This is a genomic window from Paenibacillus sp. FSL F4-0087 (genome assembly GCF_038020215.1).
GTDB classification, from domain to species: domain Bacteria; phylum Bacillota; class Bacilli; order Paenibacillales; family Paenibacillaceae; genus Paenibacillus; species Paenibacillus taichungensis.
On record NZ_JBBODJ010000001.1, the window covers coordinates 1,003,300 to 1,029,422 of the forward strand.

The window sequence follows — 26,123 nt, forward strand, 5'->3', positions numbered from 1 at the left end:
ATATTGATCTTTTATATTAGAGATCTCTAATCGTGTAATGCCCAGCTTCGCCTAGAAAGTCACTTCGGGTTAACCCCTGCTCTCCAAGAAAAGCTCTATAACTTGTTATGGTACCATCATGTGAAATGATAAAAGTACTCCCGCCCTGCTTTCTGCACCATTGAATTAGCTGTCCAGCATAAACCTCAAATTGATGTTCTTCCGTTCGATTAATCCCATCCAACCAGCAGTCAAGTTCAAAATCAAGAATTCGCAACCCTGTATACTGAGCATTTAATTCGTCTTTCGAATAGATTTGATCACAGCGCAGAACAGAGAACTCCAGATTTTGAGGGAACATTCTCGGGCCAACGAGTGGACAGACCGTCAGTTTAGCTCTTGATGTTAAGAGGGATGCCGTTTCTATTGTTCGTTTCGTAGGACTCACCAACACTATGTCTTCTGGTAAGATTTTTATCTGATTTCGTAATTCAGTGGCCTGCCTCTTTCCTTGTTCAGTAAGTCCCGGATGCAACTGGTTTAGCTGATGAGGATAATGAAGCAAATGTTCAGCGTGACCATGACGAATAAATGTGAGATCCACATGCCCCTCCTATTTCTGAACGTAATGCTTAAGGCTCCCATAATTTTAACTGCTTCCAAGTTACTTTGCCGACCAGCCCGAAGATAATCCCTCCACAAATCCATTAACAAACGATGGAATAAAAAGTACAATCAACAAAATTAAACTCCCTATACCCCATCTAATCCATGTTTTGCGTTTGCTCCTTACACCTATGATGAACAATATAGCGGTAATGACGATTAGTGTTGCCTCGAGAAATAACATGAAAATAAACCTCCATTATGTATTGTATTACCGCACGAAGAAATCTCGTACTTGTACTTTAGTATCTCAAAGTGAAATTTTCAGAATCTTCTCCAGTTCCTCCTGGCAAGCAGCGCGGTTATATTCTGAATTGTCCAGCCAGTGCTTGTCCATCTTCAGTAACTGATAAATCTCGGTTTCCAACTCTTTTCTTGCCTGAAGAACTTTCACCGTGCCTTCAACACCATGATATCCTTTCGCGAGTCCCCATCCTTGATTTGTGTAATATTGTACGAATCCAGCTGACCATTCCTTGGGTCTTTCCTGGATCGCCTTGTCAAAAGTATGTGCAAGATCCTCCTGATGAATATAGATTAGGAGCGGATTCAATGGTTGAACGATGCGCTCCAATTCCAGAACATATTGCACGTTTTCTTCTCTGGATTGATTGGTTTTCACCATACCTATGGTCAGTGGATTTTGAATGAAACAACATTCAAATATGGTGATGGAATCATCATCCGCACTTATCACGCTTTCGGTAAAACTCCGCCATTTTTCGGTGATCAGCTTCAAATTTTGTTCAAAAGGCAGTTCATAAATATCTTTGTTAAATATCTCCTGCACCACATAATCAGGGAAATCCACTCCGAATTCCTCTTTCATTTTGCGATACGGAATCAGGAAACCATCCTGATAGGCTGTAGCTTTGCTCTCCAATATATGTTTACATGCCTCGTGAGCATCCACCAAAGCTCTGAACTCTTCCACAGAATAAAAGGCCACACCATCATAATCAGCAGGGTGATCCAGATTCCCTTCCTGGATGAGTTGTACCCTTTTGCCTTGCTCAGTCAGAATCTCGGAAACCATCTTGGCAATCGTCGACTTTCCTGAACCCGGTAATCCCTCAATAAGTATCAATTGTTTTGTCATGATTTCATCACCCTTTACTTCATTTCCTTCAGTTGTTGTTAATCGATGTCTGCAAAAATCCACTTCGCAGCATCGCCATCTGCTTTCTTCTTCCAAAACACCATGCTAGGGCCGAACTCTTCCCCGTTCTCTCTTAATTCAGTAACCATCACAAGTGCCTCATAGAGCTTCTTTTGCTCTCGAATCTTGATCTTGCTCATAGAGATCACCTTGCGAACTTTTGAAACTGGTATGCCTGAGACTGGCGATTGTGGATCAAAAAGGCTCATATAGCCCTCCTCATCCTCTTCCCATATATAACGCATGCGCACGTTCATCAGTTTGACGATTTCCAGTTCATCACCTGTATACTTCGTTTCATCAAGATAGACAGGAGGAATTCCTTTGTCTTCTTTGGGTGCTTCTGCTTCATCGTCCTTCTGCTCGATTGCTTCATCAGTAACGCTTTCCGTCACTGGAATCGTTGGTTTCTGCACAGCTTCATGGGTTGTTTTATCCTGACAGGCGATTAAGAATAGAAATAGTAACGACAACACGGTTAACTTTTTCATATCCAAGCCTCCAACATATGCACAACTTCGCCAAGATCTTTGCACTCATAATCCGGTGTAATCTGTTGCGGTTTGAGTTTTCCTTTTCGATTCAACCAGATAGCCTTAATTCCCGCATTTTGCGCTCCTTGTACATCACTGACCAGAGAATCGCCTATATGGATCACCTCATCTCGCTGCAAACCATACCTGTTGATCGCTTCATCAAACATCTCTGACCTTGGTTTATAAGAACGAACATCCTCACTGGTAATTACTCCGGCCACTTCAATGTTATGTGCCTTCATTGCAGCTTTCACGTCATCCGTATCGATATTGGACAGGATATATACTGGAATTTTAAGAGAATGAAGGAAGGGAATTGAATCAGCAAATATGCCAGGGTTACGCCAATGTGCCAACTGTTCCTGATTAAGCGACTCAGCTTGTAGCTCCGATTTGAAATGGAGAAGCGTTTCTGCCAGAGATTGCACATTCAGCATTCTTTGCGTGGTAAACTGGCTGCCGTGGCTTGCATAAAACAATGTAGAAAAAGCCTTCCACCAGTAAGCACCGATCTCATCCGTTGTACATTCCACCTGCGCTGTCGCTTGAACTTGTTTATAAATTACGGGTAGAATATCATCATCTTCATGAACAACTGTCCCATAAAAATCAAGGAAAATAGCTTTCATTCTATTCCTCCTACTGGAATAATCTCAATCCCCAAAAAACTTCCTATGTATGTTAAATTTTCTCTGTAGGTACATCATAACCCATAATGTGGAATTTGCGAATGAACCAAATAACGTAATCCTCCCCCTCCTTACGGATTTTGCTCAACACAAAAACCACGATGCTCTGCATGTTTTCATCATACAAAGAAGCGTGGTATGTATAACCCCTTTCCAACATCTGAACAGCAACCAACTATCTTTTAAAAAACATGTTCATTACACCAGTGGCTTTAATGTTGATCTCATTACCCTCAGCATTCATAAAAGTCTCATTATACGTAGTAAAGATTCCCACATGCTGTATATGCCCGCTTCTGAAATTAAGACTTTTTTCCTGGCCGTTCGTGATCTGTGTATACGTCGTTTCATTGATGTCGTAGGAGACATGTATACCATACTCGCTTTCCAGCCAAGTATAAAAATCACTTCTGGTTGGATTGGTAATAATCATAATGACAACGAAAGTGACAAGACCCATAACTACTGGTAATTTACGGATCATGTTCGGTTCATGACCAAATCTATTCTTCATCTTGTTCATTCCGCATCTTCGTTATCATCTCAACCTTTTTAGCCAAAACCCAGCCACTTAATCCATACGATGATGAAATGACAAAGTACAGATAGTCCCCCTCGATCAACTTGGTTTCCAGTTCTTCATCAGTTTCATACATGATAGGCCAGCCCTGACCTTTCCCTTTCTCCAACAAATCGCGATTGTAACTAATAAAACAATCCAAACCAACGTCGTCAATATCGAAGATAATGCTGCCTTGCAACAGTGTTTCAAATGAATGTGCTAATACACCTGAGAAAAGGATATCAGTATCTTCAGACAAATCAGAGTGATACGAACGGGTACGCATCCTAATCCTCTCATTCTCCAAATCGACTTCGTAACTTAATATGATGTTATCATGAACACTCGGCATCATCCCACTCCTTTCAATGTTTAATTAGCTCATTTGCTTGCTCTGACTATGATCTGTTAAGCAACTGATCGTCAAACCATACATCCTCATAATCTTCTGCAATCACAAACCGCCATCCCGGCGCAAGTCCGAGGTACTTCTTGATTTTGGGGTCCCAGTCATCGATGTGCGTGACATGTAATGGGACAAAAAAGTCATCTGCCTCCGAGTATTCATCCGCCCAAATATACCATCCTGTTGTATCTCCCACGGGCTGAATACGCATGCCGTGGATCGGTTCCAACTTCTCTTTGACGTTCCAGGCGATTCCGATCTTATGGTGTAGTTCGCTCGGTACATAGTCGGCATTATATTTCTGACACATCTGCATCTGTTCCTGGATGGAATCAGCATTTGTCATCATTAATCACCTCACTTCTCACATGTTGGATATGACTAAGGTTCTTCATAATATTGTTTATAGTAAGAGACCCATTCCTCCTTGGAAAAATCAACAAAGTCATATGGCTCACACTGTCTAAGATAGTTCAACTGTTCTCTCACTTGATCCCCATCCTTCTGTTCCAGATAGGTCACTGTCTTCTCATAACCGGCACCACACAGAAGCTGCACATCAATATAACTGCCCGTATCCTGATTCTTGCGTTTTGCCTGCCAGATCAGCACAGTGTCCTCTACATTTCCGATGCAGAATAACAAAATACATAAGGTTTTGAGATACTCATGATCTACTGCTTCTTGATTCTCAATCTCTTGCTGCAACAACTCTCTGATTTGCTGCCTATGTTTGGTATCTGGATCTAAACCATACAACTCCAAAACCTTTTCTTCGTTCATTTCAGTACCCCTTGCTTACTTCAGAATATTATTTAATTCTTCCGCTTTTTTCCTGCTATCTATTCTAGCATAGAAATAGAAACCAATAATGTGCAGTACGATGGATAGGACCCACATTCCAGGGAACCAGGGAGCAATCAATAGGAACATGTCTGTAGAAAATAACCATACGATCGCCATTCCTCCTGCAATATTAAATGTGGAAGAAATGACGATATTCCACACCGGTTTCATCGTAAAGTAGTTCCAAAGTGCATTGTACATTACGCCAAACAGTATAGCGGCAATAGCTGAAATCCCAGCAATATTCCATAGGTAACCCATTTCAAAGGACTGACTTTTAGAGAATAGTGTCAATAACAAGGTGACCCACAACGAAGTTACTGTAAAAACCTGAAAAAATGAATGCTTCAACTGACTAATCATGATAATTTCCCCCTAAAGTTTTTAATATAGAATCGGCTAACAAAGTAACTGGAACCATCGTTCAGATCAACCTGAATCCTGGCATGGTCTGTTGATGAAAATTCCCTAATACAACGTGTGTTGATGATCGTTTGATTGTTAATTTTCACAAAATGGGATGATCCCAAATCCTGTTCCACAAACTTCAGACGTTTGTTGAGCAAATACCTTTCGCCTGTGATGACACGTACACAGCACAACCGATCCTCTGATTCAATCGCGACCACCGAACTCAACTCGATTTGCACATTGCGATTGTTCTTGGCATTGATGACAACAAGTTTTGTTTCCGATTGGCAGATCGCTTCTTGGATACTGTCCCAATGGGACTTCTCATCAGGATGGGTTATGACCTTGGCCATGCTTTTTTCCATTAACAGTTCCTCTTCAAAAATGACTTTCATTTGCTGTTCCTCCTCTCACAACTCATATTACAAGCAAAGCCACGACAAACCCACAGTATTGCGTTTTGTTGCATGAAATTGCAGGTTTGTTACATCGGTACTTATTTTTCAGCGTATAGACACGTTAAAAAGGACTACTCATTCAAGAGTAGCCCTCCGTGTCTCTCTTTCAGACTGTCATCTGGAATCAGGTTACCGAACTGTTCTCCAGATACATCTCCTGATTTTGCCGAATTATTTCATTCATGTGTAAAATAGCTTCCTGAGCCGCGGCTCGATATTTAACGTATAGTTCTTCCGTTCTTTGCAGCAGGATCGGGTCTTTCTCCAAATCCGTGGGCAGAACCTCACGCCACGTGTCTCCATCTTTATTTTCATCTGTAATCAAACGCTCAATGTCGTCCAGGAGAGTTACCATTTCATCTTGGTTAAAATAGCGCATCCCGCTTTTAATTCCATTCCAGCTCTTCATGTCGATAATGTTGTACGCCGAAAACCAATAAAACTCCGCCAAGCTCTTGGTATGGTTATGATAGGAATAGAACAAAAATATCGCTTGTTGTCCTTCATGTAATTGCCGATATACCTCTACCTTTGCTGCAACATCTTTACCACGAACGGAGATCAACATCGGTTGGACACATAGCCAGCTAAGCTGCTCAGAACCCAAATCTTCTGGTTTGACATTAACTTTCAATAACATGCTCCTCTCTACTTGCGATGATTGTACATTCGAACTTCACTAATCATATGTTAAGGATTCTTTGGTGTTTCTACTGCCGGATCACTCTCTCCACCCATTCTACGTCTGGACGTTTCTTTCCTGCCTGTCGCCGGAACATGGTTAGACACTTTAGCCAATCCAAATTTGGGCATATTTGCATATATGGTCTCATATGAACCGGATTGAGCTTTGTACGTTTCATGATAAATCCCCACGCTTCCATCCGATCCAACGGATTGGTTAAATCGTTTCCAAGCCTCCAAGTGCAGGCCACCGCGTGCGTATTTCTCCAATTCATCATAAGATCTCCAATATTGCAGCAGAGTCACTCCACGCCAGCTCATAAAAAATTCCGTCCCCAGAAACCCGGTATCTGGGTTCATATACAGTTCTTTAATCATCGGGCCCATGGATTTAAAAACAGGTAACCACTTATGTATGGCCCACAAGCGATTAACTCTCATTCCAATAATAAAAACAACAAACTCGCCTTCGATCTCAGCTGAATATCTTCCCTTGTGTATGTTTGCCACATTACTCCTCCTTTTCATCCTGTTTGCCGTACTTCATCCCCTACACCATTCTATATTGCAAAATTAGTTGAAGACCATTGATGCCCATTTTCCGCTCGCCCATATCCAGAAAACCTGCTTTTAAATACAGCTTTTGTGCTGCAATATTCCCCTCATTCACAGCTAAAATAATTTCATCGACTTTTGGATCAAGCTGCTTAACCAGTTTAGGCAGTTCCCTCATGGCAGTGAGTGCATACCCGTTCCCCTGATGTTCTAACGTAATGGATAACGCACGTACCAGTATCGTACGGGAAGTATCACTTTCCTCTACGTATTCAGAATTTTTATGTAATATGAAGAAACCAACTGGAGTCTCATCATTTAAAATCACTACCGGATATTTGTTCGGATTTTGGAATGCCTCCTCCATCACTTCCGCAGGCATTGCAGTAAACTGAACCTGTTCATCACTTAACGAAAAATTAGCCAACTCTTGATTGTACTTCTCATTATATGGGGCGAGGCTAATCCGTTTTTCCATTTAGAATACCTCCCACTTTCCTTATTAAGGTCTTTAGTGAATCAGATGGTATAACCATGCCCATCATCAAGCTTCTTTCTTTGCCATTAACACCCTTATGATACTTGTTGCGTTGACGAATTTCATCCGATTATTTTTCTGGTGGCAGTCCCATCCTTGTTCTAATGCATGTTGGATGAGATTAGATATCAGCTTGGGTTCATAGACAAATATATCCCACGTATCTTCCCAAGGGACAACAAACTCCACGAATGTAGATTTATACGTATTCGAAAATATACGAATTATAATGTCTTGTGCTTGCTCGTCTACAACGTACAGGAACAAAATATCTTTTATCACCATTTTACGGATTTGTTTCTTGTATACCTTCATAAATATCACTCCTTGCTCTAGCAATGCAGCATAAATCTTCAAACACCTCCCACTTTGCAAACAATTGTCTAAGTCTCTGGGCCGTTGTTTGTATAAACTCTTCTATAGCTTCCATAGATATAATGTTCAAATCATCTAAGGGCTCATGTTCAAGGTTATTCAAAAAGTCTACTTTTTCTTTTCTATACTGGTACACCTCTTGCTCCAGCAATCCACCTAAATCAAAAGCTTTACCTGCTTCCAGCTTATTCAACAAATCATGGCCATCAGACCCTTTTCTCAAAATTATAAATTCCAGCTTCGTAACTTCCTCCGTATAAATACTTCTTCCATTGGCATGTTCCTCAAATGCGGGATAAATCTCGAAGGTCCAAACCCGATCCGTATATACATGAGAAATGTAACCGCACAAATATTGCATGAACATAGGCTCACTCTGCGCACGTTTCTTGTTTGAATTGAAAAATGCCCTGAGCTCTTCGTCTGTTGCGAAACGTCCTGCCTCTGGCATAAGATGAGTTTTTGCCTTTTCGGCTCTTTCATTCGTTCTCACATGAATGGAGTCAGGGGCAAGACTGCCCACTATAAATTCAGGGGTTGGATCAGATAATAATTCCGATGCGATTGCAAAATGAACCATGGGCCAAGGCATAATAATGCTCCTATCTCTATTAAAATAGCGATTTATATTTACTCTTGAAATATATTGTCCTATTCCCTCTGCAGATCTTCTTTATATCCTCTAGGGCTTAACGCAGAATTGTGAGTTCCCCTTGCATCAAATCTACCAATACAGGCTTCTGTACCTTGTTGATTGTGGAAATATCAATTTCATCTAGACTTTTAAAAACAAGCTCTAGCGATTCATTCTGTTTATCTTTAAATAAAAGGGTTGTTTGATCATCATCAAGTTTCCCATCCAACTCCGCGGTGACGTTGAACAGGAACATTACAAATACAACCTCGTTGCCATCCGGATATGTATATTTCATTTTCTCACCTGTGTAGATGGATGCCAGTTCATATGAACTGACGTCAAGCCCCGTTTCTTCTTTTACTTCTCTAATCATAGTTTCTTCAATACTCTCACCGGGCTCCATACCACCACCAGGTAATCCCCAATCACCATAATCTGATCGTTTTTGCAGCAGTATTCTACCCATATGATCACGAATAATAGCTCCGCCCGTAACCACAATGCGGCTTGTCATTCATCATTCTCCTCTCTAATGGCTCGCTTCCCCTCTAGTGAATCTTTCATTCATTATAACCATGTATTGGTAAATTCGAAACTAAAAGATCCTTTTTTTGACCAGAATCTCAGTTCCTTCTTCTTTGTACTTCTCAATAAATTCATTGGTCACATGATCATGATGAAGTACGCCCATATAGTCTGTGCCCGGCTTCTTCGGTCTGTAATCTGAGTGGATCGTGTAGATATTGAAGTGCACCTCATCTTCATCTTCTGACATGTCCGTATTATTGAAAAGTACAATCACTTCATCTTTAGTTAGAAACTGAAAATCCCCTTGTCTCTCCATAATATAAAAAGGATATTTCATGTCCTCTACTTGAATTAAATTTTGGTATTCTTTCAACTCTTCGGGGATTTGTTCCATGTAATGTATCGCTACCTCTTCTGCTTGAAATATTCCTGAAATCCACTTGAACCTGCCTTTTGAAGCTACTATAACAAACAAATTAATCATCCTTCCTAGCTACAATTACATAAATCTAGTCCATTCTTGCACGTCCAAAGGTTTGAGACAGAATCCGATGGCTTCCAGCGATGTTTTCAATTTCAATGCTATACTCCGACTCTACATATTCAATGTGATGTTGTTCATAGTATTTTTTCCAGAATGAAACAGCCGATTGGTTATTAGCCAATTGCTCCACTTTGAATCTGCACTGAAATTGTGCAAACACCAGATCAACCGCTTGAGCTGCCAATCCTTGTCCACGATACTTTTTGACCAGAAACAGCTCTTGTACCGTATAATCGACATCATCATCTACATAAGGAGGAGAGCAAACCAGCACAAATCCGATTACTTTTCCATCATATTGGATAAAAAACGGATGTAATTCCGCCCGTTCCAGATAGAGATAGGTATTCGTTGGATCGAATTTCCCCTCTTCTAGCAAATCCTCCCCCGAGAATTCGGAAAGATCATACAGATAAAGGTTGTATAAGTTTAAAAATAATTCTTTCTGACTTTTATCGATTCTGGTGATCTGTACATTCATGTCATTACACCTCACTTTATTAATAAACCACAATTCCCCATCTTTAGTTGCATATCACGCCCCTGCTTACCACTTAAATGTATCGCTTCAACTCCAGTAAATATAGGTAAAGTTTAATTTAAACGATGAAGAATCCTTCCCATCATAAAAGGTTATGTGCAACCAAAAACGGACACGACATCGTCGCGTCCATGAGTAATCTCACTTATTTGATTAGATAATTAACTACAGGATAAGAAATCACATTCCGTTCTCTATAGGTTGAAATCACCGCTTCGGAATGCGTACTTAGAATCCCATTTTGCAACATGACCGGTCTAAATCCTCGCTCCATCGCGCCATTATAGGTAAACAAAACACATTCTTCGGCGGCAAATCCCGAAATGATCAACAGCTCAACACCGTGACTCTTCAGAATCTGCTCCAAGTCTGTTTGCCAGAATGCATTGGAACTCTCCTTCGTCACTGTCAGATCCTTCTCAGTCACATCAACCTCAGAAATAATACGATACGCCTCAGAATTTGAATTCTCCATCCCTTCCACGTCTTGTACATGAACGACCACATGACCGCTCGAACGAAGCACGTCTGCAACATGATTGATATATTCACAAGCGCGGTCTATAGCTTTTTGATCTAACTTATCTCGTACAATACTCTCTTGCATATCCACGATCAGTAAACCTATTTTCATATCATCTCTCCTCTTACTTTCTTTCTCAGCATCATGATCTGTCCAATATGATACGCATTATGAATACACAGATTGGATATGACATTCCACCATGGGGCATTGAAGTACGATGGAATGGTCATCCCTAATTTTGCATCATCACATTCCTCTACAGCCTGTATCCAGCGACTAAATGTTGCACCAACGTGTGCAATGCTTTTCTGCCAATCTTCTTCACTTACCTGGGATGGGTTAATAATAAACGTCTCATCATTATCTATGCTATTGTCCATAACCACTTCACCCTTAATGAACCGATCCAACCAAGTTTCATTCCAGAAAGTCAGATGATTCACCAACCTCCAGATGGATTGCCCCTCATCATTCAGCGATAAGGCCTGCGTAGCGGTTACATCACGTAACATCTCATCCAGCGGCACAAACCAGCTCTTGTCATGATGACAGGCAGCGAGTTGGTCCAACAGCACCAATTTGATACTCATGTTCGGCTCCTGTCTCCTTTCAAAATAAAAAACAATTAGTCCTTGAACAACTCATTCAGCATCCGGTTGCGATTTTCCAGGAAACTACGGGTGATCTGATAATGTTCTGTATCTTCATACTCTACGTCCTGAATACCACCATCGTCAAAACTCAAAATGCGTGCACCCGGATAACCCAATAGAATCGGCGAATGCGTCGCGATAATGAATTGGGAAGTGCCTGATAGATCATGAAGAATGCGCAATAAGGAGAGTTGACGGGCTGGCGATAAGGCGGCTTCGGGCTCATCGAGCAGATAAATGCCTTTGGAATTGAATCGGTTCACGAACAGATTGAGAAAAGACTCCCCGTGGGATTGTTCATGCAACGAACGCCCACCATAATACTTGAGCGACTCCGGCCCCAATTCATCTACATGCGATGCAAATTGATAAAAGGACTCCGAGCGCATGAAGAAACCATTCGTGATTTTGGGCAACCAGGATAGCCGCAAATAGTCACCTAATGATGATTCAGCAGCATCAATCTCAAATGCATTATTTTTCCCGCCCCCTGCTGTGTTAAATCCACATTGATGAGCGATACCTTCGAGCAGTGTGGACTTACCCGATCCATTCTCACCAACAAAGAAAGTAATGTTATTGTTGAATTCCAATCGCTCCAGAGACTGTATGGACGGTATGTGAAACGGATATTGATCCGGATTCTCGACTTTAGCAGACAGTAACTCCACACTTCGAAGATACATAGACACACTCCTATTTTATAAAGTTCGACTCCTGTGGTTTCAGTCCTGTTTATTGATCCACGGATGGATGATTTCTTTGCGGGTGATGATCTCAATGGTCCTGATAAAAAACCAGGTGAACCCGGCATAAAAACCGATATGCGGATATCGGAATGCCGCCGGTTTGTTGCCTTCGAAATAGAAGTGCCCAATCCAGGAAAGGGCGTAATGGATAAGTGCCAGAACCAGCATGACTTTAAAATTTATAAACAAGAAAATCCAAGCCGCAAACGCCGATAAAAATGCGAAATAATGCAAGATGAGGTTGTTCCGATCCTGATGTTCCTGAAGATAATAACGCAAATCTCTGCGAACACGATTCAACATCCGGTCACACTCATTTCACCCTAAAATGTGATCATGGCTCCTTTTTCATCAAATACGGCGGTTGGATTCCAAGTGACTTCCCAGCAGTTATTCTCCGGGTCCAGGAAATAAGCGATTCTCCCGCCCCAGGCAGCGTCATATGGCTCTCTGATTACCTTGCCTCCGGCAGCGCGGATATTCACAATGGTATCGTCAACGTCTTCCGCTTGATCCACATTGATGGCCAGCAGCGTTCCTTTCAACCCATCATATACACTGAATATCATCCCCGTATCTTTCTCCAGCTCCTGAATGGGATATAACGATAGCAATACACCTGTTGTTTCAAAAACACTGTATTGATCTGAACTGATTGCGGTCTCACTCCACCCAAGCTTCTGATAGAACGAACGCAGCTCAGGCAGATGCATTGCACCAATGGTGACCAGACTCACTCGTTGTGGAACCATAAATTATTCCTCCCATATCTTTTTAACATGAATTCGGAATGTGGATGAGTTCTCCCGTTCCTGCCACACCTTGTACCAAGGACGACCTTGATAGCGGGGATTGAGGCCGTTCGTCACGTGCTTTCGTCCGGGAATCGCTTGATTTCGTTGACCCTCTGATAGTCTGGATCGGATTGCAAAGCGTTCATATGCTAAAAGCGGGTGTGCCCGAGAAGCGCGCAGTCCGTCAGATAATCCATGAGCATCGAAGCCGAATAGACGCAGTTGCTTCCCCGCATCAGTCTTTCATGGCGAAGGTAGCTTTTCATTTACACATCCCCTATATTAAACGACGAACAAACGGATGACAAAATTATGGTTGACGGCGGCAGATCAGCTTCTATATTATGTAGGAAGAACGTTCTGCATAAAAACATAAAATGAATTGGCGTGTTACCACCCCAGAGGGCATGAGCCAAGAAGCGAACATGAGACTATACTCGCTTCTTGGCTCTTTTTGCGTTCCGGAGACCTGGAAGCGTTAACTTTAGAAACGAGGAGGCGGTGAACCGTGAGTAAAGGAATGATGCTGCAGGTGGAGCGGGTCGTCGGCAGCAATATTGTTCTGGCCCGGTCGCACCAGAATACCAAGGAGTACGTACTGATCGGCAAAGGGTTGGGATTTGCGTTCAAGGTGGAAAGCACCATTCAGTCCGATGATCCGCGGATTGAGAAAAGGTTCCGGCTGGAGGACCGGGAGGAGTGGGGGCAGGCGCAGGAGTTGATGAAGGACTTGGACCCCAATGTCATCGACATCTCTGATCAGATTATCCGTCTCATCGCTAATCAGTTTCCTGGCAAGCTGAATGACAAGATCTACCTTGCTCTTCCAAGTCATATTCAGTTCACCTTATATCGTATCCGCAACGGGATGGAGATTCTGAATCCTTTCCTCACGGAGACAAAGCTCAGTTTTCCGAAAGAATTCGAAATCGCCTCGGAAGCGGCGGCCATGATCGGAGAGGCATTTGGCGTAGAGGTACCGGAGGATGAGGCCGGGTTCCTGACATACCATGTGTACTCCTCCGTGAATCACGTCCCTGTCGGACAGTTGGTTAAGGTATCCAATGTGATCAGCAAGCTTCAGTCCATTATTGAAGAGCAGGGTGGCGTTCGCTTTGAGCAGGGCAGCCTCAGCCAGGCAAGACTCCTGATACACCTGCGCTTCTCCATGGAACGCCTGTATCAGGAGCCGATGACGGCCCCCACCTTCGCACAATATGTGAAAAATGAATATCCGTCCGAATACCAGCTGGCCAGAAAGCTAAGTGCTGTAATGGCCGAGGATTTGGGTACAGAGGTACCCGAGGAAGAAACGGCTTTTCTCGCCATGCATTTATACCGGCTTTTTCAAACCCAAGCCAAAACCAACAACAGAGAGGATAACACACAATGATCTGGAAATGGAAAAACAATAAATCTGCCAAAACATCTGAGACAATATCCGTCGTCTCCCCACTCACCGGAACCTGCGTCAGTTTGGAAGAAGTGCCTGACGAAGCGTTCGCGCAAGGACTAATGGGTCCAGGAGTTGCAGTGATTCCCCAGGAGGGCAGGCTGGTCGCACCTATCGACGGCACTGTGGTGCACCTGATTAAATCGCATCATGCCGTAATGATTGAGCATGCTTCTGGGCTACAGCTGCTGCTGCATATCGGTATGAATACTGTCAGTCTGAAAGGACAGGGCTTCACACCCCAAGTGCAGACCGGGGATCAGGTCGCTGTCGGTCAGACCCTGATCGAATTTGACCTGAATGCTATCGTTTCGGCTGGTTATCCGGTCATCACCCCTGTCATCGTTGCGAATGCGGCAGAACAGCCGTGGGAGTCACACCCGACGTATGGCAACGTAGAAGCGGGCTTGGGAACTATCATGAAAGTCAGCTTGCCCAAATAACATGAATCTAAAAAAGAAAGGAAGAACAATATGCTGAAAGCATTGCAAAAGCTAGGGAAATCCCTGATGCTTCCTGTAGCAACCCTGCCTGCAGCAGGTATTCTTCAAGGCTTGGGTCTTCTTAATTATGAAAAGGACATTCCGCTTGGACCCGTGATAGGGGGATTTCTCAATCAGTATGTCGTTCCATTCATGAATGAGGGAGCGGGGGCGATCTTTGGCAACCTTGCGCTCATCTTCGCCATCGGGGTGGCAATCGGACTTGCGGGGGATGCGGTCGCCGCTCTTTCCGCCCTGATCGCTTATATGGTGCTAATCCGGATTCTGGGAGCCGTCCCAGGTGTATTCGGTTATATTCCTGACGATGTCAAGCTGGATACGGGCGTTTTGGGCGGGATATTTGCCGGACTGCTTGCAGCCTATATGTATAATAAATACCACAATATCAAGCTTCCTGACTGGCTCGGCTTCTTCTCCGGCAAACGCTTTGTGCCGATGGTCACCGCCGGCTCCATGCTGGTGTTGGCCATCCTGATCGGCATGATCTGGAGCCCGATTCAGGATGCCATCGGCGCTTTCGGCGCCTGGATTGTAGGCTTTGGCGGCTTTGGCTCCATGGTGTTCATGATCGCCAACCGCCTGCTCATCCCGCTCGGTCTGCATCATGTTCTCAACTCCATCGCCTGGTTCCAGATCGGGGATTATACCAATGCAGCCGGGGAAGTCGTGCACGGGGACCTAACCCGCTTCTTCAACGGAGACCCTACGGCAGGCATGTTCATGTCTGGATTCTTCCCGATTATGATGTTCGCTCTTCCGGCGGCGGCGCTTGCCTTGATTCATACAGCCAGGCCTGAAAAGCGCAAAATGGTCGCTTCGATCTTTATCGGCGCAGCGGTGGCTTCGTTCTTAACGGGTATTACCGAACCGCTCGAGTTCTCCTTCATGTTCGCGGCGCCTCTGCTGTATGTGGTGCACGCTATTCTTACCGGTGTAGCGGCCCTGATCATGTACCTGCTGGATGTTAAGCTGGGCTTCGCCTTCTCCGCAGGTCTGATTGATTACCTCGTGAACATGAAGCTGTCGACCAATCCGCTGCTCATGATTCCAGTCGGACTCGCATTTGCGGTCGTCTATTATTTCCTGTTCCGGTTCATGATTCTCAAGTTCAACCTGAAAACGCCGGGACGCGAGGATGACGCTTATGATGCCGATGGCCCCACTCATGCTTCCGCCGTGGCAGCGGCGTCTGGCGACACCAAGGCTGGCAAAGTGCTCGCCGAGATCGGTGGAACAGATAATATCGAGAGCATCGATGCTTGCATCACTCGCCTCCGTCTTGTTGTTAAAGACGACAAAGCCGTCAACGACCAGGCGCTCAAACAACTTGGCGCTTCCGGCATCATGAGGCTTGGTGGCGGAGCTGTGCAGGTCATCTTCGGCACCCAGTCCGAAATTCTGAAGGATGAGATTAAGAAACTGATGTAACGCTCGTCCTCCTTTGAGTTCAAAAGGTCGAGAACAGGGGTATGCTTTACCCTGTTCTCGACCTTTTTTATTACCAAGAAGCGCATGATCTTCTTTTGAGTGGCCGTGTCTTCTTTTGGTCTATGAGTTTTAATATACAAAGTTAATATACAAATCTGCGCTGCGCCCAATAGCTGAACACAAAGATCGATACCTCTGTTAACAGCTTGGCTGCAATCAGCGGGATAATCAATTTTTCATTGTAGAAGTACAACAATCCATAATTTAATAACAGCACCAGAATGACAAGTGAGAAGTACTTCGGTAAAGACTGACGGACTCTGGACGTTTTTCCAGCTGAAAATACATATTTCCGATTGATCGTATAGTTGAAGATGGAGCTGCACAGTCTCGCTGCAACGACCGATAGGAACAGATTATGCGTGAAATACTGGATCACGAACAGTAAGCCAAAATCGATCAAGGCCGATAACACCGAAGACGTACTGAACATCAGAATCGGCATATAAATGCGGAATGAATCTACCAATGGGCGAAAATGAGAAGATTTGTTATGATCCAGATAGACCGTATCAATAAACTCCTCTGTAATCTCATACCCTTCTTTATGTGCTGTTAGCAGCATGTTCATTTCATATTCAAATCTTTCCCCCGGTATCTGGCACAGCCAGTCCAGCATCGAGTACGGAAAACCTCGCAGGCCTGTCTGTGTATCGTATACTTTCGTACCTGTCGTGAGAGAAAAGACACCTCGTGTGACCGTGTTGCCAAAACGACTACGCGCTGGAATGGTTCCACTGAACCGACGGCTACCCAGTACAATCCCCGGATTCGTTTGCTCCAATAGTACATCAAAGATACGTTTGATATCATGCGGTAGATGCTGTCCGTCACTGTCTGCGCACACAATGCCGCCCTGTGGGCCATGTTCCTTAATATATTGAAATCCTGCCTTGAGTGCACGTCCCTTGCCCAGATTAACCGTATGTGTCAAGACAGTACACCCATAGGCTTCTGCCGTCTCGAAAATCCCCCTGTAACCTGGTCCGCTGCCATCATCTACAATGACAATGGGTCCCAACTGAAACGTCTGCAACTGCAACACGAGATTCAATAAACGAACATCCGGTTCGTATGATGGAATTAATATAGTCATGATCATTGTCCCTCTTTCAGATAAAGGATGTCACTTACGCCGCGTTCCTGGTTTCTCCCCAGCGGATTATTAACAACCCGACCCATGAAATACATTGTGGATGAACCGCCGCCGTCCAGATTGTAGGCTTCCGTTGCTCCAAGACCTTTCATGACATCGGCAAGCTCTGCCAGCGTCATGCCACGGCTGTCATCCTGCCGTCCGTCAACCACAACAAATACATAATGATTCGGGGCGATCATGCCGATTGCAGTTCTCGGATTGGCATCCTGGATCGACCGGTTGCCAAAGTTGTTATCGATTTTCACACTGCTGAAGTCACTTACAATCTCACCGTCCTGAATCAGAATTGGTCCAAAAGATAGCGTATTGGTCGCACCTTCAGCCAGCAATTCCGATGAGGATACTTCCGTCTCGTTATATGTCTTCATCGTGCCATCACTGAACAATGCCATCGCATCACGCACCGGATCATCCCGATATACCGTACCATTTCGGATAATTACGCCATCATCACGGAAGCCGTAATAGTCACCATTGATAGCAAAGATGGCATTGTTGGCCAATGCTATCTCTGAAGTGTTTTCGGTAATATTCGTGCCAAAGCTGTTATCTGCCAGAGCCGAGCGCAGGCTGCTCGCATCTGTCAGCTGTACATCTGCGACGTAATACGTAATCTGATCTGAGCCGGACCCCGTCTGCACCTTGTCGATTTTGACCTGCATATCATCGCTGGAATAGTTCCATTCATCTGACGTTGCATTTACTTCAGTCGTCGGGGTTGAAGTATCATTAGAGGTGCTGGTTACTGATGTATTGTCATCCGCTACAACAACCTGTACATGCCGGATTAAGTAGCGATCTGCCAGGCTGTATATCACGGTACCAAGGCCCAGAACAATAACAAGGATAATCATCAGCCATTTGCGCCTTGGTTTTGCATTTTTATATGGGTCGTTCTCGTTGGTTTTTGGATAGATCTTCATCATGTGAAGTTCACCTCTTCATCTAAGTTCTTATGGCTCATCATAGGCGGGCTAGCTTAAATGAATCTGAAACAGGCTGAACGCAAAAAAAGAAGGTCATCCTTTCCCCCGAGAGGAAAACAGACAACCTTCCATATAAGTGATAATGATGGATCTCAATCTATATATGTACCCCAAATAGGGACAAGTACGATGCTAAACAACTTTCTATAAACGTGACTGTTCACCGGCAAAAAGAGCATCGTATGCAGGGCAGGGCTGCTTTTCTAGATAATCCATTAATGCTTGTGGTTGCTTGGTATAAATATCCTTCAAAGACGTACCCTCGTAGATATTGCCGATCACGACTGGTTGGCATAACTCACAGATGAGAATATCCCCATTACCGTGTAAATGCAGCTGCTTCGTCCCATCCACACAATTGGAGAAATACACACCCGGTTGTTCTCGTAACCCCAATTGCTCCGCGAAACGATCCATACAGGTAAAATATAATGTCGTATCTTCTTTCTTGTGCTTGATCAGATCATTTACGGACTGGATGAGGGACTCCTTGGAGGCAATCTTGCTCCATCTACTGTGTGGCATCACGATGCTGTTCTGAATCTCATGGATGCGCACACCCAGTTCATAGACTTTATCGCTAATAGCTTGCATGTTCGCTTGGGTTCCTTCGAATAACAGCGTTTCAAGCACAGTTTCCAGCCCCGCTTCAGTACAAAGACGAATGTTATGCTCCAATCGCTCATACATGCGCGGATGTACACGGTAATAGGCTGCATAAGCCTCCCGGTCTGTATAGTTAAAAGATATATGAATATTGGACAAGCCTGCATCCCGCAAAGCATGAATTCGTTCTTCCGTTAGCAGGCTGGCATTGGTATTTAATTGCGTGTCGATGCCATGTTCCCCACAATACGTCACAATCTCCAGGCAATCCTGATATTTCAGAGTCACCTCTCCCCCGGACAAACGCACCCGCTTGAGCCGCGGAAGCTCACGGATGATTCGGATAACCTCCTGACCGCTGATGCATTGCCCATCGTCCCGATTGTAGGCGCAGCAATAGTCGCATTTGTAATTGCAATTGGAGGTCACGCCGACCTCCAGTCCTTCCAGTTCATATACGCCAGGTGTTTCAAGTTCAAGTGATTTATATTTGTTTTTCGCTGTCAATTCAATGCACCTCCCGATTCCTTATCCATGTTTTTTCAACTTGGAGATTATAGCGGATCTCGGTAGATGCACGATATGACATTGTGTACGTTGGGATGTTAAAAACAGAGTACCCCCAGCCATTTTATTGAGTTTCAGTCCATCTATGCTCAGGATGATATGCAAATTCATAGTCTGCAATCATCAAGAATGACACACGACTTTGCTGATCGATCACCATGGATAGAATCATCAAATTTTCATAGCCACCTTCAAGTACGAATTTATCAAATGACGTTATTACACTGTAGTTGCCTTGTTTATCTCTCTCCATGAGATACGTAATTGAGCGTACTTTTCTTTGATTAGAATCAATAAAGGCTTTCTTTCCGTATTGCTGGATTACCTCTTGAATTGTACTGCCATAACCTATGCCACTTGGCGTTTTATATTTTTTGGAATTTGCAGCCGCATCATCGATCACGATTCCATCCACAATTCCTTCTTTGTAATGAATCCACATCCCTTTATACTGGTAAACATTCGTATGATAATAATAATCCACGTGTTTCCCCAACTGCTGCTCAACCTCTGCTCGAGTATCTCCGATTTGAATGGTGATATTCTTTGCTTTATTCTGCACTTTAAATTCTTCTTCTGTAAATATCGTAGGCGCAGGAGACAGATTAGAGACTTCGGACAGACTATCGGATACTTCAGAGTTACTTAAAAGAGTCATAAAAAGGACAACAAATAGTATTCCTTTGGTCAACATTAACATTCCTTTCAAACATGTTCAGCAGGTTATAACGATTGAAAATCTTCTCTGGTCATCGCATACAAATTCAAATCCTGCATTTCGTTTTTAATTTTCATATAACTCCGTAAAAGCCCTTCGAATTTCATGCCTGTCTTTTCCATGACCTTTGCGGAGCCGATGTTACCCACCAGACATTTAGCCTGAATTCGTTCCAAGCCGATGTCTTCAAATCCAAATTGAATGATTCGGCTAACCGCTTCCGTCATGATTCCTTGGCCCCAGTACTCATTGGATAACACATAACCTAATTCCACCCTCATACTGTTGCTGTCGCATCCTAAATAATTGCAGCTGCCAATCAACTTCTTCGTTTGTTTATCCTCAATCCCCCATGGCCCCAGCTTATCCACCTCATATCGACTCATGACAAAATCAATAAAGGCTTTCGTATCCTCCTTGCTCTGATGTGCGTCCCAAGTTGTGTACTCCGATACAGCAGCAACCGCGCAATAACGGTACATCTCATCCAGATCAGTATAGGTAATGGGCCTAAGGAGCAATCGTTTTGTTTCCAATACCGGAAATGGGTCAAAATAACTTTCAATGGACTTCATATGTATGCCTCCCCGGGTTATTCAAATTAGTTTAACAACCGTTATTGATAAGGAATCACACTATCCAGTTAATCTGTTTTGTTCTGGCTTTCCGCTTCTTGATCTACAGATTCATAACTCACAAAACGCTTGAGACTTTCTTTGGTTTTGGAGCTGGTTGCTTCATATTCCGCCCATACTAAATAGAACAAACCCAGGATTAAAGCAGCTATACTCCAACTTTGCGGAGCGGTTCCCACATAATTCAGCATCTCCTGAAACAATTCCGAATTCCACGAAGCCACACCAGAACCAAAAATGGCAGCACTCAAATATCGAACACCGTATAGAAATGCCGCTATGACCAGCAGCAGTGTCCCTGTAGTTCTACGACTCACACAATTCCCCCCTTTATCAAATCACGGCCATAATCGCCGTTGCTTCCATTGCCCATGTTGCAGAACATATTGGATTCGCACATGCTTTCGCTCCGGGTCTCCCTGCCAGAACTCAACTTCCTTTGCGTTCACGGCGTACAGTCTCCAATTCGGTGTAATGACATCAGAATCCCGGCTGATCCGCTCTTTCTGAGCGGCAATGGCGCGTTCCAATTCTTCCTCACTCTCCAGCTCCTGACTCTGTCGTCCTGTCATCGCAACTGCGCGCGCACCTGCCGATCTTTTCCGAAAATCAGCTGCACCTGCTTCCTCGCCCATATCCACGGCTTCTCCCCTTATGCGGATCTGTCTGCCCAATGTAGGCCAGTAAAAGGTCAGTGCCACATGCGGATTGTTCTCCAGCTGCTGTCCTTTTCGACTCTCCGAGCCAGATGCAAAATAAAAAGCTTCGTCAACTACGTCTTTCATTATCAATACTCGTGCATCTGGAAAACCATTCGAATCCACTGTCGAAATCGTCATCGCATGAGGTTCTTTCACCCCGTAATCTATAGCCAGTCTCAGCCATTCCAGAAAAAGATCCCCTGGTCGATCCGGTAACTGTTCGGTATCCCAAGTCGGAAAAGGTCCAGACAAGGACTTCAACTCACGCAACAAATCACTTGGTTTATTAATCATATCTGCAACCTCCTTATACTTCCATTTCATTCCATTGTAGCGTAGTAGGCCATTTTCTCAACTATTTGTTTCGAAATGATTGATATGTTCAATCTATTTTCACTGATAAAAGAAGGATATATTAAACAAAATAGCAAATAACCTACATTAGAGTTTTTTCATTTCGAAAGGAGTGATGTGGTATGAAGAATAACCATGTTGCAATGATTTTTAGGAAGGATCCGAAGTAAGTGCAGAGGATAAATTCCTCTGCAAAGTAAAATTTGGGAGGAACTCCGAATGGTAGTTGTATTAAAGCCAGTGTCTAATGAAAATTGGTATGAATGTACCCAGCTTAAAGTTAAGCCAGAACAGCTTAATATCTTTGCTGCACCTGTCGTTTATTGGATTGCTGAATCTAAATATGTTGATGATTTTGAATTACGTGCTATTTACTCGGAAGAGGTTTTAGTCGGTTTTCTCGTATTCTGTGCGAACCCAGACAAGGATGATAACTACTGGATTACTGCCATAATGATTGACGAGAAGCATCAAGGAAAAGGTTATGGCAAGGCAGCAATGAAAACTTTGATTCAGCTTATGCGTATTTCAAATAACACAAGAATCATGATTGGACACCGACCAGACAATCTAATTGCGGGAAAGTTGTATGAATCTTTAGGGTTTATAAAAACTAGTGAAGAAGTAATAGATGGTGAAATAGTGCGTCTGCTTCAGATAAACTAAATAATATATATAAAGACTGACGGCACCTGTCGGCAGTCTTTATTATGACTGAAAAAGAATTAATTGTTGTGAAAATTGCTGCTTTTATATACTCCCTTTTCTAACCTAGATGACTCATCATATTCATGCTGCTAAACTCCCAACCATTTACTCCTTTTTCAAGCGTATGAACACTGGTATTCCCAATAGAATGAAACACCGATGTATTGGTCCAATTTTGGTTTCCTAAGAGATAATAAAGGATGTTGATTACTCCGCCGTGCGTGACCAGTAGAACATTCGATTTGATCTGTTTCTCCTCTATACTTCGGCATAAATCCCGAAAGGATGTACATATTCTGTTATAAAAATTCCGAGGACTTTCTCCTCCTGGAAACGGAGTGTCCATGCCAAGAGTGTTAAAATAAACTCCTGCATATTTCACTTCTGCTTCCTTATTTGGCATTCCAGCCAAATGTCCGTTGTGCATTTCTCTCCAGTCTTTCAGATAAAGCCCCTTTATGTACAGTCTTTTTTCAAGCTCTTTAGCAGTCTGTACTGCACGCGGAAGATCACTGCTAATCACTGTGTTTATCTTATATTGCTCTGAATGATGGTACAGGTAATCTCCGAGCCTCGCCGATTGATTAATACCTTCCTCAATGAGCCCTCGCTGACTCCAGCCACCTCTATAACCCTCCTCATCCATCCCGTGCCTTACTAAGAAAATTTTCAAGATATCTCCTCCTCTATTTGAAACCCTTATAACAAACCCCGGCCCTAGATCTTCCATCTTAGGTCGGGGCTTATGTTTTTATCTGACAAACGTATTGTGAACTCGAACTGATTTGATAAAATAAGGAATCCATATGGCACAGGTGAGTACCGACCTGCCTATCCCTTTTAACGAACTTCCATCCTCAAGTTCTACCGCCATAGGAATCTGAAGTAATAACAGATAATCAATAATGCCCACGGCTAGACTGACACTGTAAAACATAATCATAAGACGAGGGAATATCGATTTCTTTCTATAAAACGTAATCAGCGTATATACGCTAAATACTAAAAATAGCACATTATATACCGTTTCAAAAATGAGAACCGGGCCCCACCATGCGTGATAATAGTCAGATTGTTTGGAAGTTAAGAGCTCCCAAGTCTCTCTCGTCATTGAAGGTACAAGGTATTGAAATAATTGCACAACAAGCATAATGATGGTGAGATAAAGTCCAATATGGACGAGAATCAACCATCCCCCAAGTCCTGATATACCCAAAGGTCGATAATCAACCTTCTTTTCTTCAATTTGTGGTTCCACTAAATAACACCTCCTATTCTGTTTTGTTATTCTGAGATGACTCCTCTTTCTCGTGTAAACTTTTACACAACTGCATTATTATACAATGCGAGGAAGAGATACGATACCAATTTCTCCAATTAAAGCCATTGACCAACAAAAGAGGGTTACACTTTAAAAGATAATCCCTCTTCTTCAAGTGCTTGTCGAAGTTTTGGCATTGCAGAAGGCCCGATCCCGTGCAGCTTCAGAATCTTTTTTTCGGAGTATTGCGAGAGTAGCTGCAACGTCGTAATCCCCTGATTCTCCAGCGCACGTCTGGCGGGTGCAGACAGCAATGAAAGAAATCCTTCTTTCGGTTTCCGTTCCTTCTCACAGACTGGACAGGTCGGACAATCGCTACTTTTGTAATAGGAATGCCCTTGTTCGCATGTTCTTAGTGTTCCTTTTGCGTTTACCATGCAGTTCACACCTTTCCGTTTTATGTTTATGGGATAACAATTATCTCGTATCTCGGATTTAGCTACTCAACCAGTTCTCAACATCGGAGATCATATCCTCGTATTGTTTTAAAGCCTCTATAGTCCATGTAACTTGTGATGTTCCCAACTGTTGCTCTTCACCGTCTGTGCATTCAATCCACAAAGAGCGTTTCAGACTGTATTCGAGCCAATCCAATTTCCCGGAAAAACCATTTTCGAGAACCCTTCTCCAATTGGCGTTTAAATTCCCCACTCGAGACCGATATCCATTTATAAAAGCCAAGAACCTTTCTTTGCCCACGTTTCCGGTCTGATCCACCGACCAATACATCGCTGTTTCCACCAGATCATGCATCGGATTGATATAACCCGCTGATTCCCAATCAATAATGATGGGGTTTTCCTGCTGCCACATCACGTTCTTAGGTTCAAGATCTCTATGGCTAATAACTGCATCTGAAGCCAGTATTACTGATGCATTTTTTGCCTGAGCACTCCACTCATAGAGCTTTTGAATGTTATCAGCTAATAAGATTGTCCAATCCGAATTTTCTGTCTGCCCTTTGTTTAAATAATCATTCCAATCGGTTTCTTTGGAATCATCCAACTGAAGGTCAGGAATATGAAGCTGTGAAAAATCAGTTTTATGAATCTCCACAAGAATCATGCCCATATGCTCACAATGGGTTTCGGTTACTTCATGAAGCTCCAGACTTTTACCATCGATCCAGTCAAATATAAGATAACATTGATGATCTAAGATCTGCATTGAAGAACCGTTTATCACTTTGGCAGGTTGAGCTTGGATAAAATTTGCTGCCACGTTTGCTATTTTTTCGGATTGGATATAATTCTGCATAGCTGTAGGTCTACTCATAATTTGAGGATTCAGTGCTTTCACAGCATATTTGGCATGTGTAGTTTCAATGGCATACATGCGATGTAAAAGCCCACCCGAGATTGCCTTGGGCTTACTGTTCAACTCACCAAGTTCTAATTCAGCGACGAGTTTTTCGAATTTTAGATTATATTGAATATTATTCATACGTTACAACACCTTTTGGAAACTACCAATATCCAATCTGCGATCAAATTTATATCCCACGCCTTTAAACATCGCACATTGCTCATACCCATGCTTTTCGAACAGAGTAGCAGGGCATTTCCAGTTTCATACTGATAAATAACATGTCCTCGTCATGCACTTTGCTATAAAACTCCTTATCTCTTTTAAAGCCTGCCCGCTCATATACTTTAATTGCTCGTTCGTTGAATGTGGCAACCACCAGTCGAAAATGAGAACTATTAAATTGGTTTTGCAAGAATGCTAAACTTTGTTTAAGGAATACCGATCCTATCTTTTGCCCTGTCAGATCTGGATCTAATCCAAGGCCTATATCCAGATATCCTTCTTCTTGATACAGTCCGATTGAGGTTCCTCCCGGTACACGTGCTGATTCCCCACAACAAATAAATCCCACTACCCTCTCCCATTCATCCATGACTGAAAAGTACTCCCCATTCATCAATTCTTGAATATCTTCATTGGATTCAGAGAAACTGTACATCGCATATTCATGTTCGTACTTCCAGGTAGCGATTTTTTCTGCATCAACTATTTTCATTGGATGATAGGATAAAAGCATGAATAGTCCCCCTTTTTATACACTTACGAGCTTAACGAAGTCGA

General features: G+C 43.2%; 39 protein-coding genes and 1 pseudogene. 4 read left to right on the forward strand and 36 right to left on the reverse strand.

Translation table 11 applies throughout. The features are described from left to right. Nucleotides 1-16 precede the first annotated feature (16 nt). From MHB84_RS04750 to MHB84_RS31340, 24 genes and pseudogenes are all read right to left on the reverse strand, one after another. Nucleotides 17-583 carry a histidine phosphatase family protein gene (locus MHB84_RS04750; RefSeq protein ID WP_076290030.1) on the reverse strand — a complete coding sequence of 189 codons (567 nt, stop codon included), beginning with the start codon at nucleotides 581-583 and terminating at the stop codon, nucleotides 17-19. Nucleotides 584-895: 312 nt separating this feature from the next. Beyond that, complete coding sequence (locus MHB84_RS04755) at nucleotides 896-1,744, reverse strand: adenylyl-sulfate kinase (protein ID WP_076290032.1); 849 nt, start codon at nucleotides 1,742-1,744, stop codon at nucleotides 896-898. Nucleotides 1,745-1,782: 38 nt separating this feature from the next. Further along, on the reverse strand, nucleotides 1,783-2,295 hold the full coding sequence (locus MHB84_RS04760; RefSeq protein ID WP_076290033.1) for a hypothetical protein: 513 nt from the start codon (nucleotides 2,293-2,295) through the stop codon (nucleotides 1,783-1,785). After that, complete coding sequence (locus MHB84_RS04765) at nucleotides 2,292-2,969, reverse strand: HAD family hydrolase (protein WP_076290034.1); 678 nt, start codon at nucleotides 2,967-2,969, stop codon at nucleotides 2,292-2,294. The genes MHB84_RS04760 and MHB84_RS04765 overlap by 4 nt, the downstream gene beginning before the upstream one ends. 235 nt (nucleotides 2,970-3,204) lie before the next feature. Beyond that, the gene (locus MHB84_RS04770; protein WP_125477249.1) at nucleotides 3,205-3,543 is read right to left on the reverse strand and encodes a hypothetical protein; all 339 of its coding nucleotides are present in this window, start codon (nucleotides 3,541-3,543) and stop codon (nucleotides 3,205-3,207) included. Next, nucleotides 3,533-3,943 carry a hypothetical protein gene (locus MHB84_RS04775; protein ID WP_076290036.1) on the reverse strand — a complete coding sequence of 137 codons (411 nt, stop codon included), beginning with the start codon at nucleotides 3,941-3,943 and terminating at the stop codon, nucleotides 3,533-3,535. Before MHB84_RS04775 ends, MHB84_RS04770 begins: the two co-directional genes overlap by 11 nt. 46 nt (nucleotides 3,944-3,989) lie before the next feature. Then, nucleotides 3,990-4,343 (reverse strand): immunity protein Imm33 domain-containing protein, encoded by a 354-nt coding sequence (locus MHB84_RS04780; RefSeq protein ID WP_076290037.1) that lies wholly within the window; start codon nucleotides 4,341-4,343, stop codon nucleotides 3,990-3,992. Between the two features lie 35 nt (nucleotides 4,344-4,378). Next, a complete protein-coding gene (locus MHB84_RS04785) occupies nucleotides 4,379-4,780 on the reverse strand; it encodes a hypothetical protein (protein WP_076290038.1) in 402 nt (133 codons plus the stop codon). 15 nt (nucleotides 4,781-4,795) lie between these two features. Then, complete coding sequence (locus MHB84_RS04790) at nucleotides 4,796-5,206, reverse strand: hypothetical protein (RefSeq protein ID WP_064639689.1); 411 nt, start codon at nucleotides 5,204-5,206, stop codon at nucleotides 4,796-4,798. Next, nucleotides 5,203-5,649, reverse strand: coding sequence for a LytTR family DNA-binding domain-containing protein (locus MHB84_RS04795; RefSeq protein WP_064639691.1), 447 nt, complete (start codon nucleotides 5,647-5,649; stop codon nucleotides 5,203-5,205). Before MHB84_RS04795 ends, MHB84_RS04790 begins: the two co-directional genes overlap by 4 nt. A gap of 187 nt (nucleotides 5,650-5,836) precedes the next feature. Beyond that, on the reverse strand, nucleotides 5,837-6,352 hold the full coding sequence (locus MHB84_RS04800; RefSeq protein WP_341143004.1) for a hypothetical protein: 516 nt from the start codon (nucleotides 6,350-6,352) through the stop codon (nucleotides 5,837-5,839). 50 nt (nucleotides 6,353-6,402) lie between these two features. Further along, nucleotides 6,403-6,906: a DUF4188 domain-containing protein gene (locus MHB84_RS04805; RefSeq protein ID WP_076290040.1), complete on the reverse strand. Its 504-nt coding sequence runs from the start codon at nucleotides 6,904-6,906 to the stop codon at nucleotides 6,403-6,405. A 40-nt stretch (nucleotides 6,907-6,946) separates the two neighbouring features. Next, nucleotides 6,947-7,429 carry a GNAT family N-acetyltransferase gene (locus MHB84_RS04810; RefSeq protein WP_076290041.1) on the reverse strand — a complete coding sequence of 161 codons (483 nt, stop codon included), beginning with the start codon at nucleotides 7,427-7,429 and terminating at the stop codon, nucleotides 6,947-6,949. 66 nt (nucleotides 7,430-7,495) lie between these two features. Further along, on the reverse strand, nucleotides 7,496-7,804 hold the full coding sequence (locus MHB84_RS04815) for a hypothetical protein (RefSeq protein ID WP_076290042.1): 309 nt from the start codon (nucleotides 7,802-7,804) through the stop codon (nucleotides 7,496-7,498). After that, on the reverse strand, nucleotides 7,776-8,456 hold the full coding sequence (locus MHB84_RS04820) for a zinc dependent phospholipase C family protein (RefSeq protein WP_076290043.1): 681 nt from the start codon (nucleotides 8,454-8,456) through the stop codon (nucleotides 7,776-7,778). The genes MHB84_RS04815 and MHB84_RS04820 overlap by 29 nt, the downstream gene beginning before the upstream one ends. 97 nt (nucleotides 8,457-8,553) lie before the next feature. Beyond that, nucleotides 8,554-9,015 carry an NUDIX domain-containing protein gene (locus MHB84_RS04825; protein WP_076290044.1) on the reverse strand — a complete coding sequence of 154 codons (462 nt, stop codon included), beginning with the start codon at nucleotides 9,013-9,015 and terminating at the stop codon, nucleotides 8,554-8,556. 81 nt (nucleotides 9,016-9,096) lie between these two features. Further along, nucleotides 9,097-9,423 (reverse strand): hypothetical protein, encoded by a 327-nt coding sequence (locus MHB84_RS04830; RefSeq protein ID WP_341143005.1) that lies wholly within the window; start codon nucleotides 9,421-9,423, stop codon nucleotides 9,097-9,099. 115 nt (nucleotides 9,424-9,538) lie between these two features. Next, nucleotides 9,539-10,054: a GNAT family N-acetyltransferase gene (locus tag MHB84_RS04835; RefSeq protein ID WP_076290046.1), complete on the reverse strand. Its 516-nt coding sequence runs from the start codon at nucleotides 10,052-10,054 to the stop codon at nucleotides 9,539-9,541. Nucleotides 10,055-10,259: 205 nt separating this feature from the next. Continuing rightward, nucleotides 10,260-10,748, reverse strand: coding sequence for a cysteine hydrolase family protein (locus MHB84_RS04840; protein ID WP_076290047.1), 489 nt, complete (start codon nucleotides 10,746-10,748; stop codon nucleotides 10,260-10,262). Beyond that, complete coding sequence (locus MHB84_RS04845) at nucleotides 10,745-11,230, reverse strand: DinB family protein (RefSeq protein WP_076290048.1); 486 nt, start codon at nucleotides 11,228-11,230, stop codon at nucleotides 10,745-10,747. The genes MHB84_RS04840 and MHB84_RS04845 overlap by 4 nt, the downstream gene beginning before the upstream one ends. A 35-nt stretch (nucleotides 11,231-11,265) precedes the next feature. Continuing rightward, nucleotides 11,266-11,979 (reverse strand): AAA family ATPase, encoded by a 714-nt coding sequence (locus MHB84_RS04850; protein ID WP_063564078.1) that lies wholly within the window; start codon nucleotides 11,977-11,979, stop codon nucleotides 11,266-11,268. A gap of 39 nt (nucleotides 11,980-12,018) precedes the next feature. Continuing rightward, nucleotides 12,019-12,345 (reverse strand): DUF962 domain-containing protein, encoded by a 327-nt coding sequence (locus tag MHB84_RS04855; protein ID WP_076290049.1) that lies wholly within the window; start codon nucleotides 12,343-12,345, stop codon nucleotides 12,019-12,021. 20 nt (nucleotides 12,346-12,365) lie between these two features. Continuing rightward, a complete protein-coding gene (locus tag MHB84_RS04860) occupies nucleotides 12,366-12,794 on the reverse strand; it encodes a VOC family protein (RefSeq protein WP_076290050.1) in 429 nt (142 codons plus the stop codon). Nucleotides 12,795-12,910: 116 nt separating this feature from the next. Next, a pseudogene (locus MHB84_RS31340) lies at nucleotides 12,911-13,066 on the reverse strand (IS1380 family transposase); the annotation flags it as partial. 278 nt (nucleotides 13,067-13,344) lie between these two features. Here MHB84_RS31340 and MHB84_RS04870 point away from each other — a divergent pair. The 3 genes from MHB84_RS04870 to MHB84_RS04880 are packed head-to-tail and all read left to right on the forward strand — an operon-like array spanning nucleotide 13,345 to nucleotide 16,220. Beyond that, nucleotides 13,345-14,229 carry a PRD domain-containing protein gene (locus MHB84_RS04870; protein WP_256716846.1) on the forward strand — a complete coding sequence of 295 codons (885 nt, stop codon included), beginning with the start codon at nucleotides 13,345-13,347 and terminating at the stop codon, nucleotides 14,227-14,229. Continuing rightward, nucleotides 14,226-14,732 (forward strand): PTS sugar transporter subunit IIA, encoded by a 507-nt coding sequence (locus tag MHB84_RS04875; RefSeq protein ID WP_063564075.1) that lies wholly within the window; start codon nucleotides 14,226-14,228, stop codon nucleotides 14,730-14,732. The genes MHB84_RS04870 and MHB84_RS04875 overlap by 4 nt, the downstream gene beginning before the upstream one ends. A 30-nt stretch (nucleotides 14,733-14,762) precedes the next feature. Next, entirely contained in the window at nucleotides 14,763-16,220 is a 1,458-nt protein-coding gene (locus tag MHB84_RS04880; protein WP_076290051.1) for a PTS transporter subunit EIIC, read from the forward strand. Between the two features lie 142 nt (nucleotides 16,221-16,362). Here MHB84_RS04880 and MHB84_RS04885 read toward each other — a convergent pair whose 3' ends face one another. The 7 genes from MHB84_RS04885 to MHB84_RS04915 form a co-directional block, all read right to left on the reverse strand. After that, a complete protein-coding gene (locus tag MHB84_RS04885; RefSeq protein WP_076290052.1) occupies nucleotides 16,363-17,376 on the reverse strand; it encodes a bifunctional glycosyltransferase family 2/GtrA family protein in 1,014 nt (337 codons plus the stop codon). Nucleotides 17,377-17,378: 2 nt separating this feature from the next. Further along, the gene (locus MHB84_RS04890) at nucleotides 17,379-18,365 is read right to left on the reverse strand and encodes a phosphodiester glycosidase family protein (protein WP_083678960.1); all 987 of its coding nucleotides are present in this window, start codon (nucleotides 18,363-18,365) and stop codon (nucleotides 17,379-17,381) included. 204 nt (nucleotides 18,366-18,569) lie between these two features. Next, a complete protein-coding gene (locus MHB84_RS04895) occupies nucleotides 18,570-19,538 on the reverse strand; it encodes a radical SAM protein (RefSeq protein WP_076290053.1) in 969 nt (322 codons plus the stop codon). Nucleotides 19,539-19,662: 124 nt separating this feature from the next. Continuing rightward, complete coding sequence (locus tag MHB84_RS04900) at nucleotides 19,663-20,289, reverse strand: hypothetical protein (RefSeq protein WP_143764746.1); 627 nt, start codon at nucleotides 20,287-20,289, stop codon at nucleotides 19,663-19,665. Between the two features lie 32 nt (nucleotides 20,290-20,321). Further along, nucleotides 20,322-20,891: a GNAT family N-acetyltransferase gene (locus MHB84_RS04905; RefSeq protein ID WP_076290055.1), complete on the reverse strand. Its 570-nt coding sequence runs from the start codon at nucleotides 20,889-20,891 to the stop codon at nucleotides 20,322-20,324. A 68-nt stretch (nucleotides 20,892-20,959) separates the two neighbouring features. Then, complete coding sequence (locus MHB84_RS04910) at nucleotides 20,960-21,268, reverse strand: hypothetical protein (RefSeq protein ID WP_076290056.1); 309 nt, start codon at nucleotides 21,266-21,268, stop codon at nucleotides 20,960-20,962. 21 nt (nucleotides 21,269-21,289) lie between these two features. After that, nucleotides 21,290-21,946, reverse strand: coding sequence for a pyridoxine/pyridoxamine 5'-phosphate oxidase (locus tag MHB84_RS04915; protein WP_076290057.1), 657 nt, complete (start codon nucleotides 21,944-21,946; stop codon nucleotides 21,290-21,292). Between the two features lie 279 nt (nucleotides 21,947-22,225). Here MHB84_RS04915 and MHB84_RS04920 point away from each other — a divergent pair, with 279 nt between their 5' ends. Further along, nucleotides 22,226-22,672 (forward strand): GNAT family N-acetyltransferase, encoded by a 447-nt coding sequence (locus MHB84_RS04920; RefSeq protein ID WP_076290058.1) that lies wholly within the window; start codon nucleotides 22,226-22,228, stop codon nucleotides 22,670-22,672. Between the two features lie 100 nt (nucleotides 22,673-22,772). Here MHB84_RS04920 and MHB84_RS04925 read toward each other — a convergent pair whose 3' ends face one another. The 5 genes from MHB84_RS04925 to MHB84_RS04945 form a co-directional block, all read right to left on the reverse strand. Continuing rightward, complete coding sequence (locus tag MHB84_RS04925) at nucleotides 22,773-23,387, reverse strand: histidine phosphatase family protein (RefSeq protein ID WP_076290059.1); 615 nt, start codon at nucleotides 23,385-23,387, stop codon at nucleotides 22,773-22,775. A 78-nt stretch (nucleotides 23,388-23,465) separates the two neighbouring features. Next, nucleotides 23,466-23,972 carry a DUF2569 domain-containing protein gene (locus tag MHB84_RS04930; protein ID WP_076290060.1) on the reverse strand — a complete coding sequence of 169 codons (507 nt, stop codon included), beginning with the start codon at nucleotides 23,970-23,972 and terminating at the stop codon, nucleotides 23,466-23,468. Between the two features lie 146 nt (nucleotides 23,973-24,118). Next, entirely contained in the window at nucleotides 24,119-24,412 is a 294-nt protein-coding gene (locus tag MHB84_RS04935) for an RNA polymerase alpha subunit C-terminal domain-containing protein (RefSeq protein ID WP_076290061.1), read from the reverse strand. Between the two features lie 58 nt (nucleotides 24,413-24,470). Beyond that, on the reverse strand, nucleotides 24,471-25,478 hold the full coding sequence (locus tag MHB84_RS04940; RefSeq protein WP_076290062.1) for an aminoglycoside phosphotransferase family protein: 1,008 nt from the start codon (nucleotides 25,476-25,478) through the stop codon (nucleotides 24,471-24,473). Between the two features lie 82 nt (nucleotides 25,479-25,560). Next, the gene (locus MHB84_RS04945; RefSeq protein WP_083678962.1) at nucleotides 25,561-26,079 is read right to left on the reverse strand and encodes a GNAT family N-acetyltransferase; all 519 of its coding nucleotides are present in this window, start codon (nucleotides 26,077-26,079) and stop codon (nucleotides 25,561-25,563) included. Nucleotides 26,080-26,123 lie beyond the last annotated feature (44 nt).

What these genes read in the sequence shown, in the direction of transcription:
- MHB84_RS04755 (WP_076290032.1), bottom strand. Translation starts at nt 1,744, where the DNA reads ATGACAAAACAATTGATACTTATTGAGGGATTACCGGGTTCAGGAAAG.
- MHB84_RS04760 (WP_076290033.1), bottom strand. Translation starts at nt 2,295, where the DNA reads ATGAAAAAGTTAACCGTGTTGTCGTTACTATTTCTATTCTTAATCGCC.
- MHB84_RS04765 (WP_076290034.1), bottom strand. Translation starts at nt 2,969, where the DNA reads ATGAAAGCTATTTTCCTTGATTTTTATGGGACAGTTGTTCATGAAGAT.
- MHB84_RS04770 (WP_125477249.1), bottom strand. Translation starts at nt 3,543, where the DNA reads ATGAAGAATAGATTTGGTCATGAACCGAACATGATCCGTAAATTACCA.
- MHB84_RS04775 (WP_076290036.1), bottom strand. Translation starts at nt 3,943, where the DNA reads ATGCCGAGTGTTCATGATAACATCATATTAAGTTACGAAGTCGATTTG.
- MHB84_RS04780 (WP_076290037.1), bottom strand. Translation starts at nt 4,343, where the DNA reads ATGACAAATGCTGATTCCATCCAGGAACAGATGCAGATGTGTCAGAAA.
- MHB84_RS04785 (WP_076290038.1), bottom strand. Translation starts at nt 4,780, where the DNA reads ATGAACGAAGAAAAGGTTTTGGAGTTGTATGGTTTAGATCCAGATACC.
- MHB84_RS04790 (WP_064639689.1), bottom strand. Translation starts at nt 5,206, where the DNA reads ATGATTAGTCAGTTGAAGCATTCATTTTTTCAGGTTTTTACAGTAACT.
- MHB84_RS04795 (WP_064639691.1), bottom strand. Translation starts at nt 5,649, where the DNA reads ATGAAAGTCATTTTTGAAGAGGAACTGTTAATGGAAAAAAGCATGGCC.
- MHB84_RS04800 (WP_341143004.1), bottom strand. Translation starts at nt 6,352, where the DNA reads ATGTTATTGAAAGTTAATGTCAAACCAGAAGATTTGGGTTCTGAGCAG.
- MHB84_RS04810 (WP_076290041.1), bottom strand. Translation starts at nt 7,429, where the DNA reads ATGGAAAAACGGATTAGCCTCGCCCCATATAATGAGAAGTACAATCAA.
- MHB84_RS04815 (WP_076290042.1), bottom strand. Translation starts at nt 7,804, where the DNA reads ATGAAGGTATACAAGAAACAAATCCGTAAAATGGTGATAAAAGATATT.
- MHB84_RS04820 (WP_076290043.1), bottom strand. Translation starts at nt 8,456, where the DNA reads ATGCCTTGGCCCATGGTTCATTTTGCAATCGCATCGGAATTATTATCT.
- MHB84_RS04825 (WP_076290044.1), bottom strand. Translation starts at nt 9,015, where the DNA reads ATGACAAGCCGCATTGTGGTTACGGGCGGAGCTATTATTCGTGATCAT.
- MHB84_RS04830 (WP_341143005.1), bottom strand. Translation starts at nt 9,423, where the DNA reads ATGGAACAAATCCCCGAAGAGTTGAAAGAATACCAAAATTTAATTCAA.
- MHB84_RS04835 (WP_076290046.1), bottom strand. Translation starts at nt 10,054, where the DNA reads ATGAATGTACAGATCACCAGAATCGATAAAAGTCAGAAAGAATTATTT.
- MHB84_RS04840 (WP_076290047.1), bottom strand. Translation starts at nt 10,748, where the DNA reads ATGAAAATAGGTTTACTGATCGTGGATATGCAAGAGAGTATTGTACGA.
- MHB84_RS04845 (WP_076290048.1), bottom strand. Translation starts at nt 11,230, where the DNA reads ATGAGTATCAAATTGGTGCTGTTGGACCAACTCGCTGCCTGTCATCAT.
- MHB84_RS04850 (WP_063564078.1), bottom strand. Translation starts at nt 11,979, where the DNA reads ATGTATCTTCGAAGTGTGGAGTTACTGTCTGCTAAAGTCGAGAATCCG.
- MHB84_RS04855 (WP_076290049.1), bottom strand. Translation starts at nt 12,345, where the DNA reads ATGTTGAATCGTGTTCGCAGAGATTTGCGTTATTATCTTCAGGAACAT.
- MHB84_RS04860 (WP_076290050.1), bottom strand. Translation starts at nt 12,794, where the DNA reads ATGGTTCCACAACGAGTGAGTCTGGTCACCATTGGTGCAATGCATCTG.
- MHB84_RS04875 (WP_063564075.1), top strand. Translation starts at nt 14,226, where the DNA reads ATGATCTGGAAATGGAAAAACAATAAATCTGCCAAAACATCTGAGACA.
- MHB84_RS04880 (WP_076290051.1), top strand. Translation starts at nt 14,763, where the DNA reads ATGCTGAAAGCATTGCAAAAGCTAGGGAAATCCCTGATGCTTCCTGTA.
- MHB84_RS04885 (WP_076290052.1), bottom strand. Translation starts at nt 17,376, where the DNA reads ATGACTATATTAATTCCATCATACGAACCGGATGTTCGTTTATTGAAT.
- MHB84_RS04890 (WP_083678960.1), bottom strand. Translation starts at nt 18,365, where the DNA reads ATGATGAAGATCTATCCAAAAACCAACGAGAACGACCCATATAAAAAT.
- MHB84_RS04905 (WP_076290055.1), bottom strand. Translation starts at nt 20,891, where the DNA reads ATGAAGTCCATTGAAAGTTATTTTGACCCATTTCCGGTATTGGAAACA.
- MHB84_RS04915 (WP_076290057.1), bottom strand. Translation starts at nt 21,946, where the DNA reads ATGATTAATAAACCAAGTGATTTGTTGCGTGAGTTGAAGTCCTTGTCT.
- MHB84_RS04920 (WP_076290058.1), top strand. Translation starts at nt 22,226, where the DNA reads ATGGTAGTTGTATTAAAGCCAGTGTCTAATGAAAATTGGTATGAATGT.
- MHB84_RS04935 (WP_076290061.1), bottom strand. Translation starts at nt 24,412, where the DNA reads ATGGTAAACGCAAAAGGAACACTAAGAACATGCGAACAAGGGCATTCC.
- MHB84_RS04940 (WP_076290062.1), bottom strand. Translation starts at nt 25,478, where the DNA reads ATGAATAATATTCAATATAATCTAAAATTCGAAAAACTCGTCGCTGAA.
- MHB84_RS04945 (WP_083678962.1), bottom strand. Translation starts at nt 26,079, where the DNA reads ATGCTTTTATCCTATCATCCAATGAAAATAGTTGATGCAGAAAAAATC.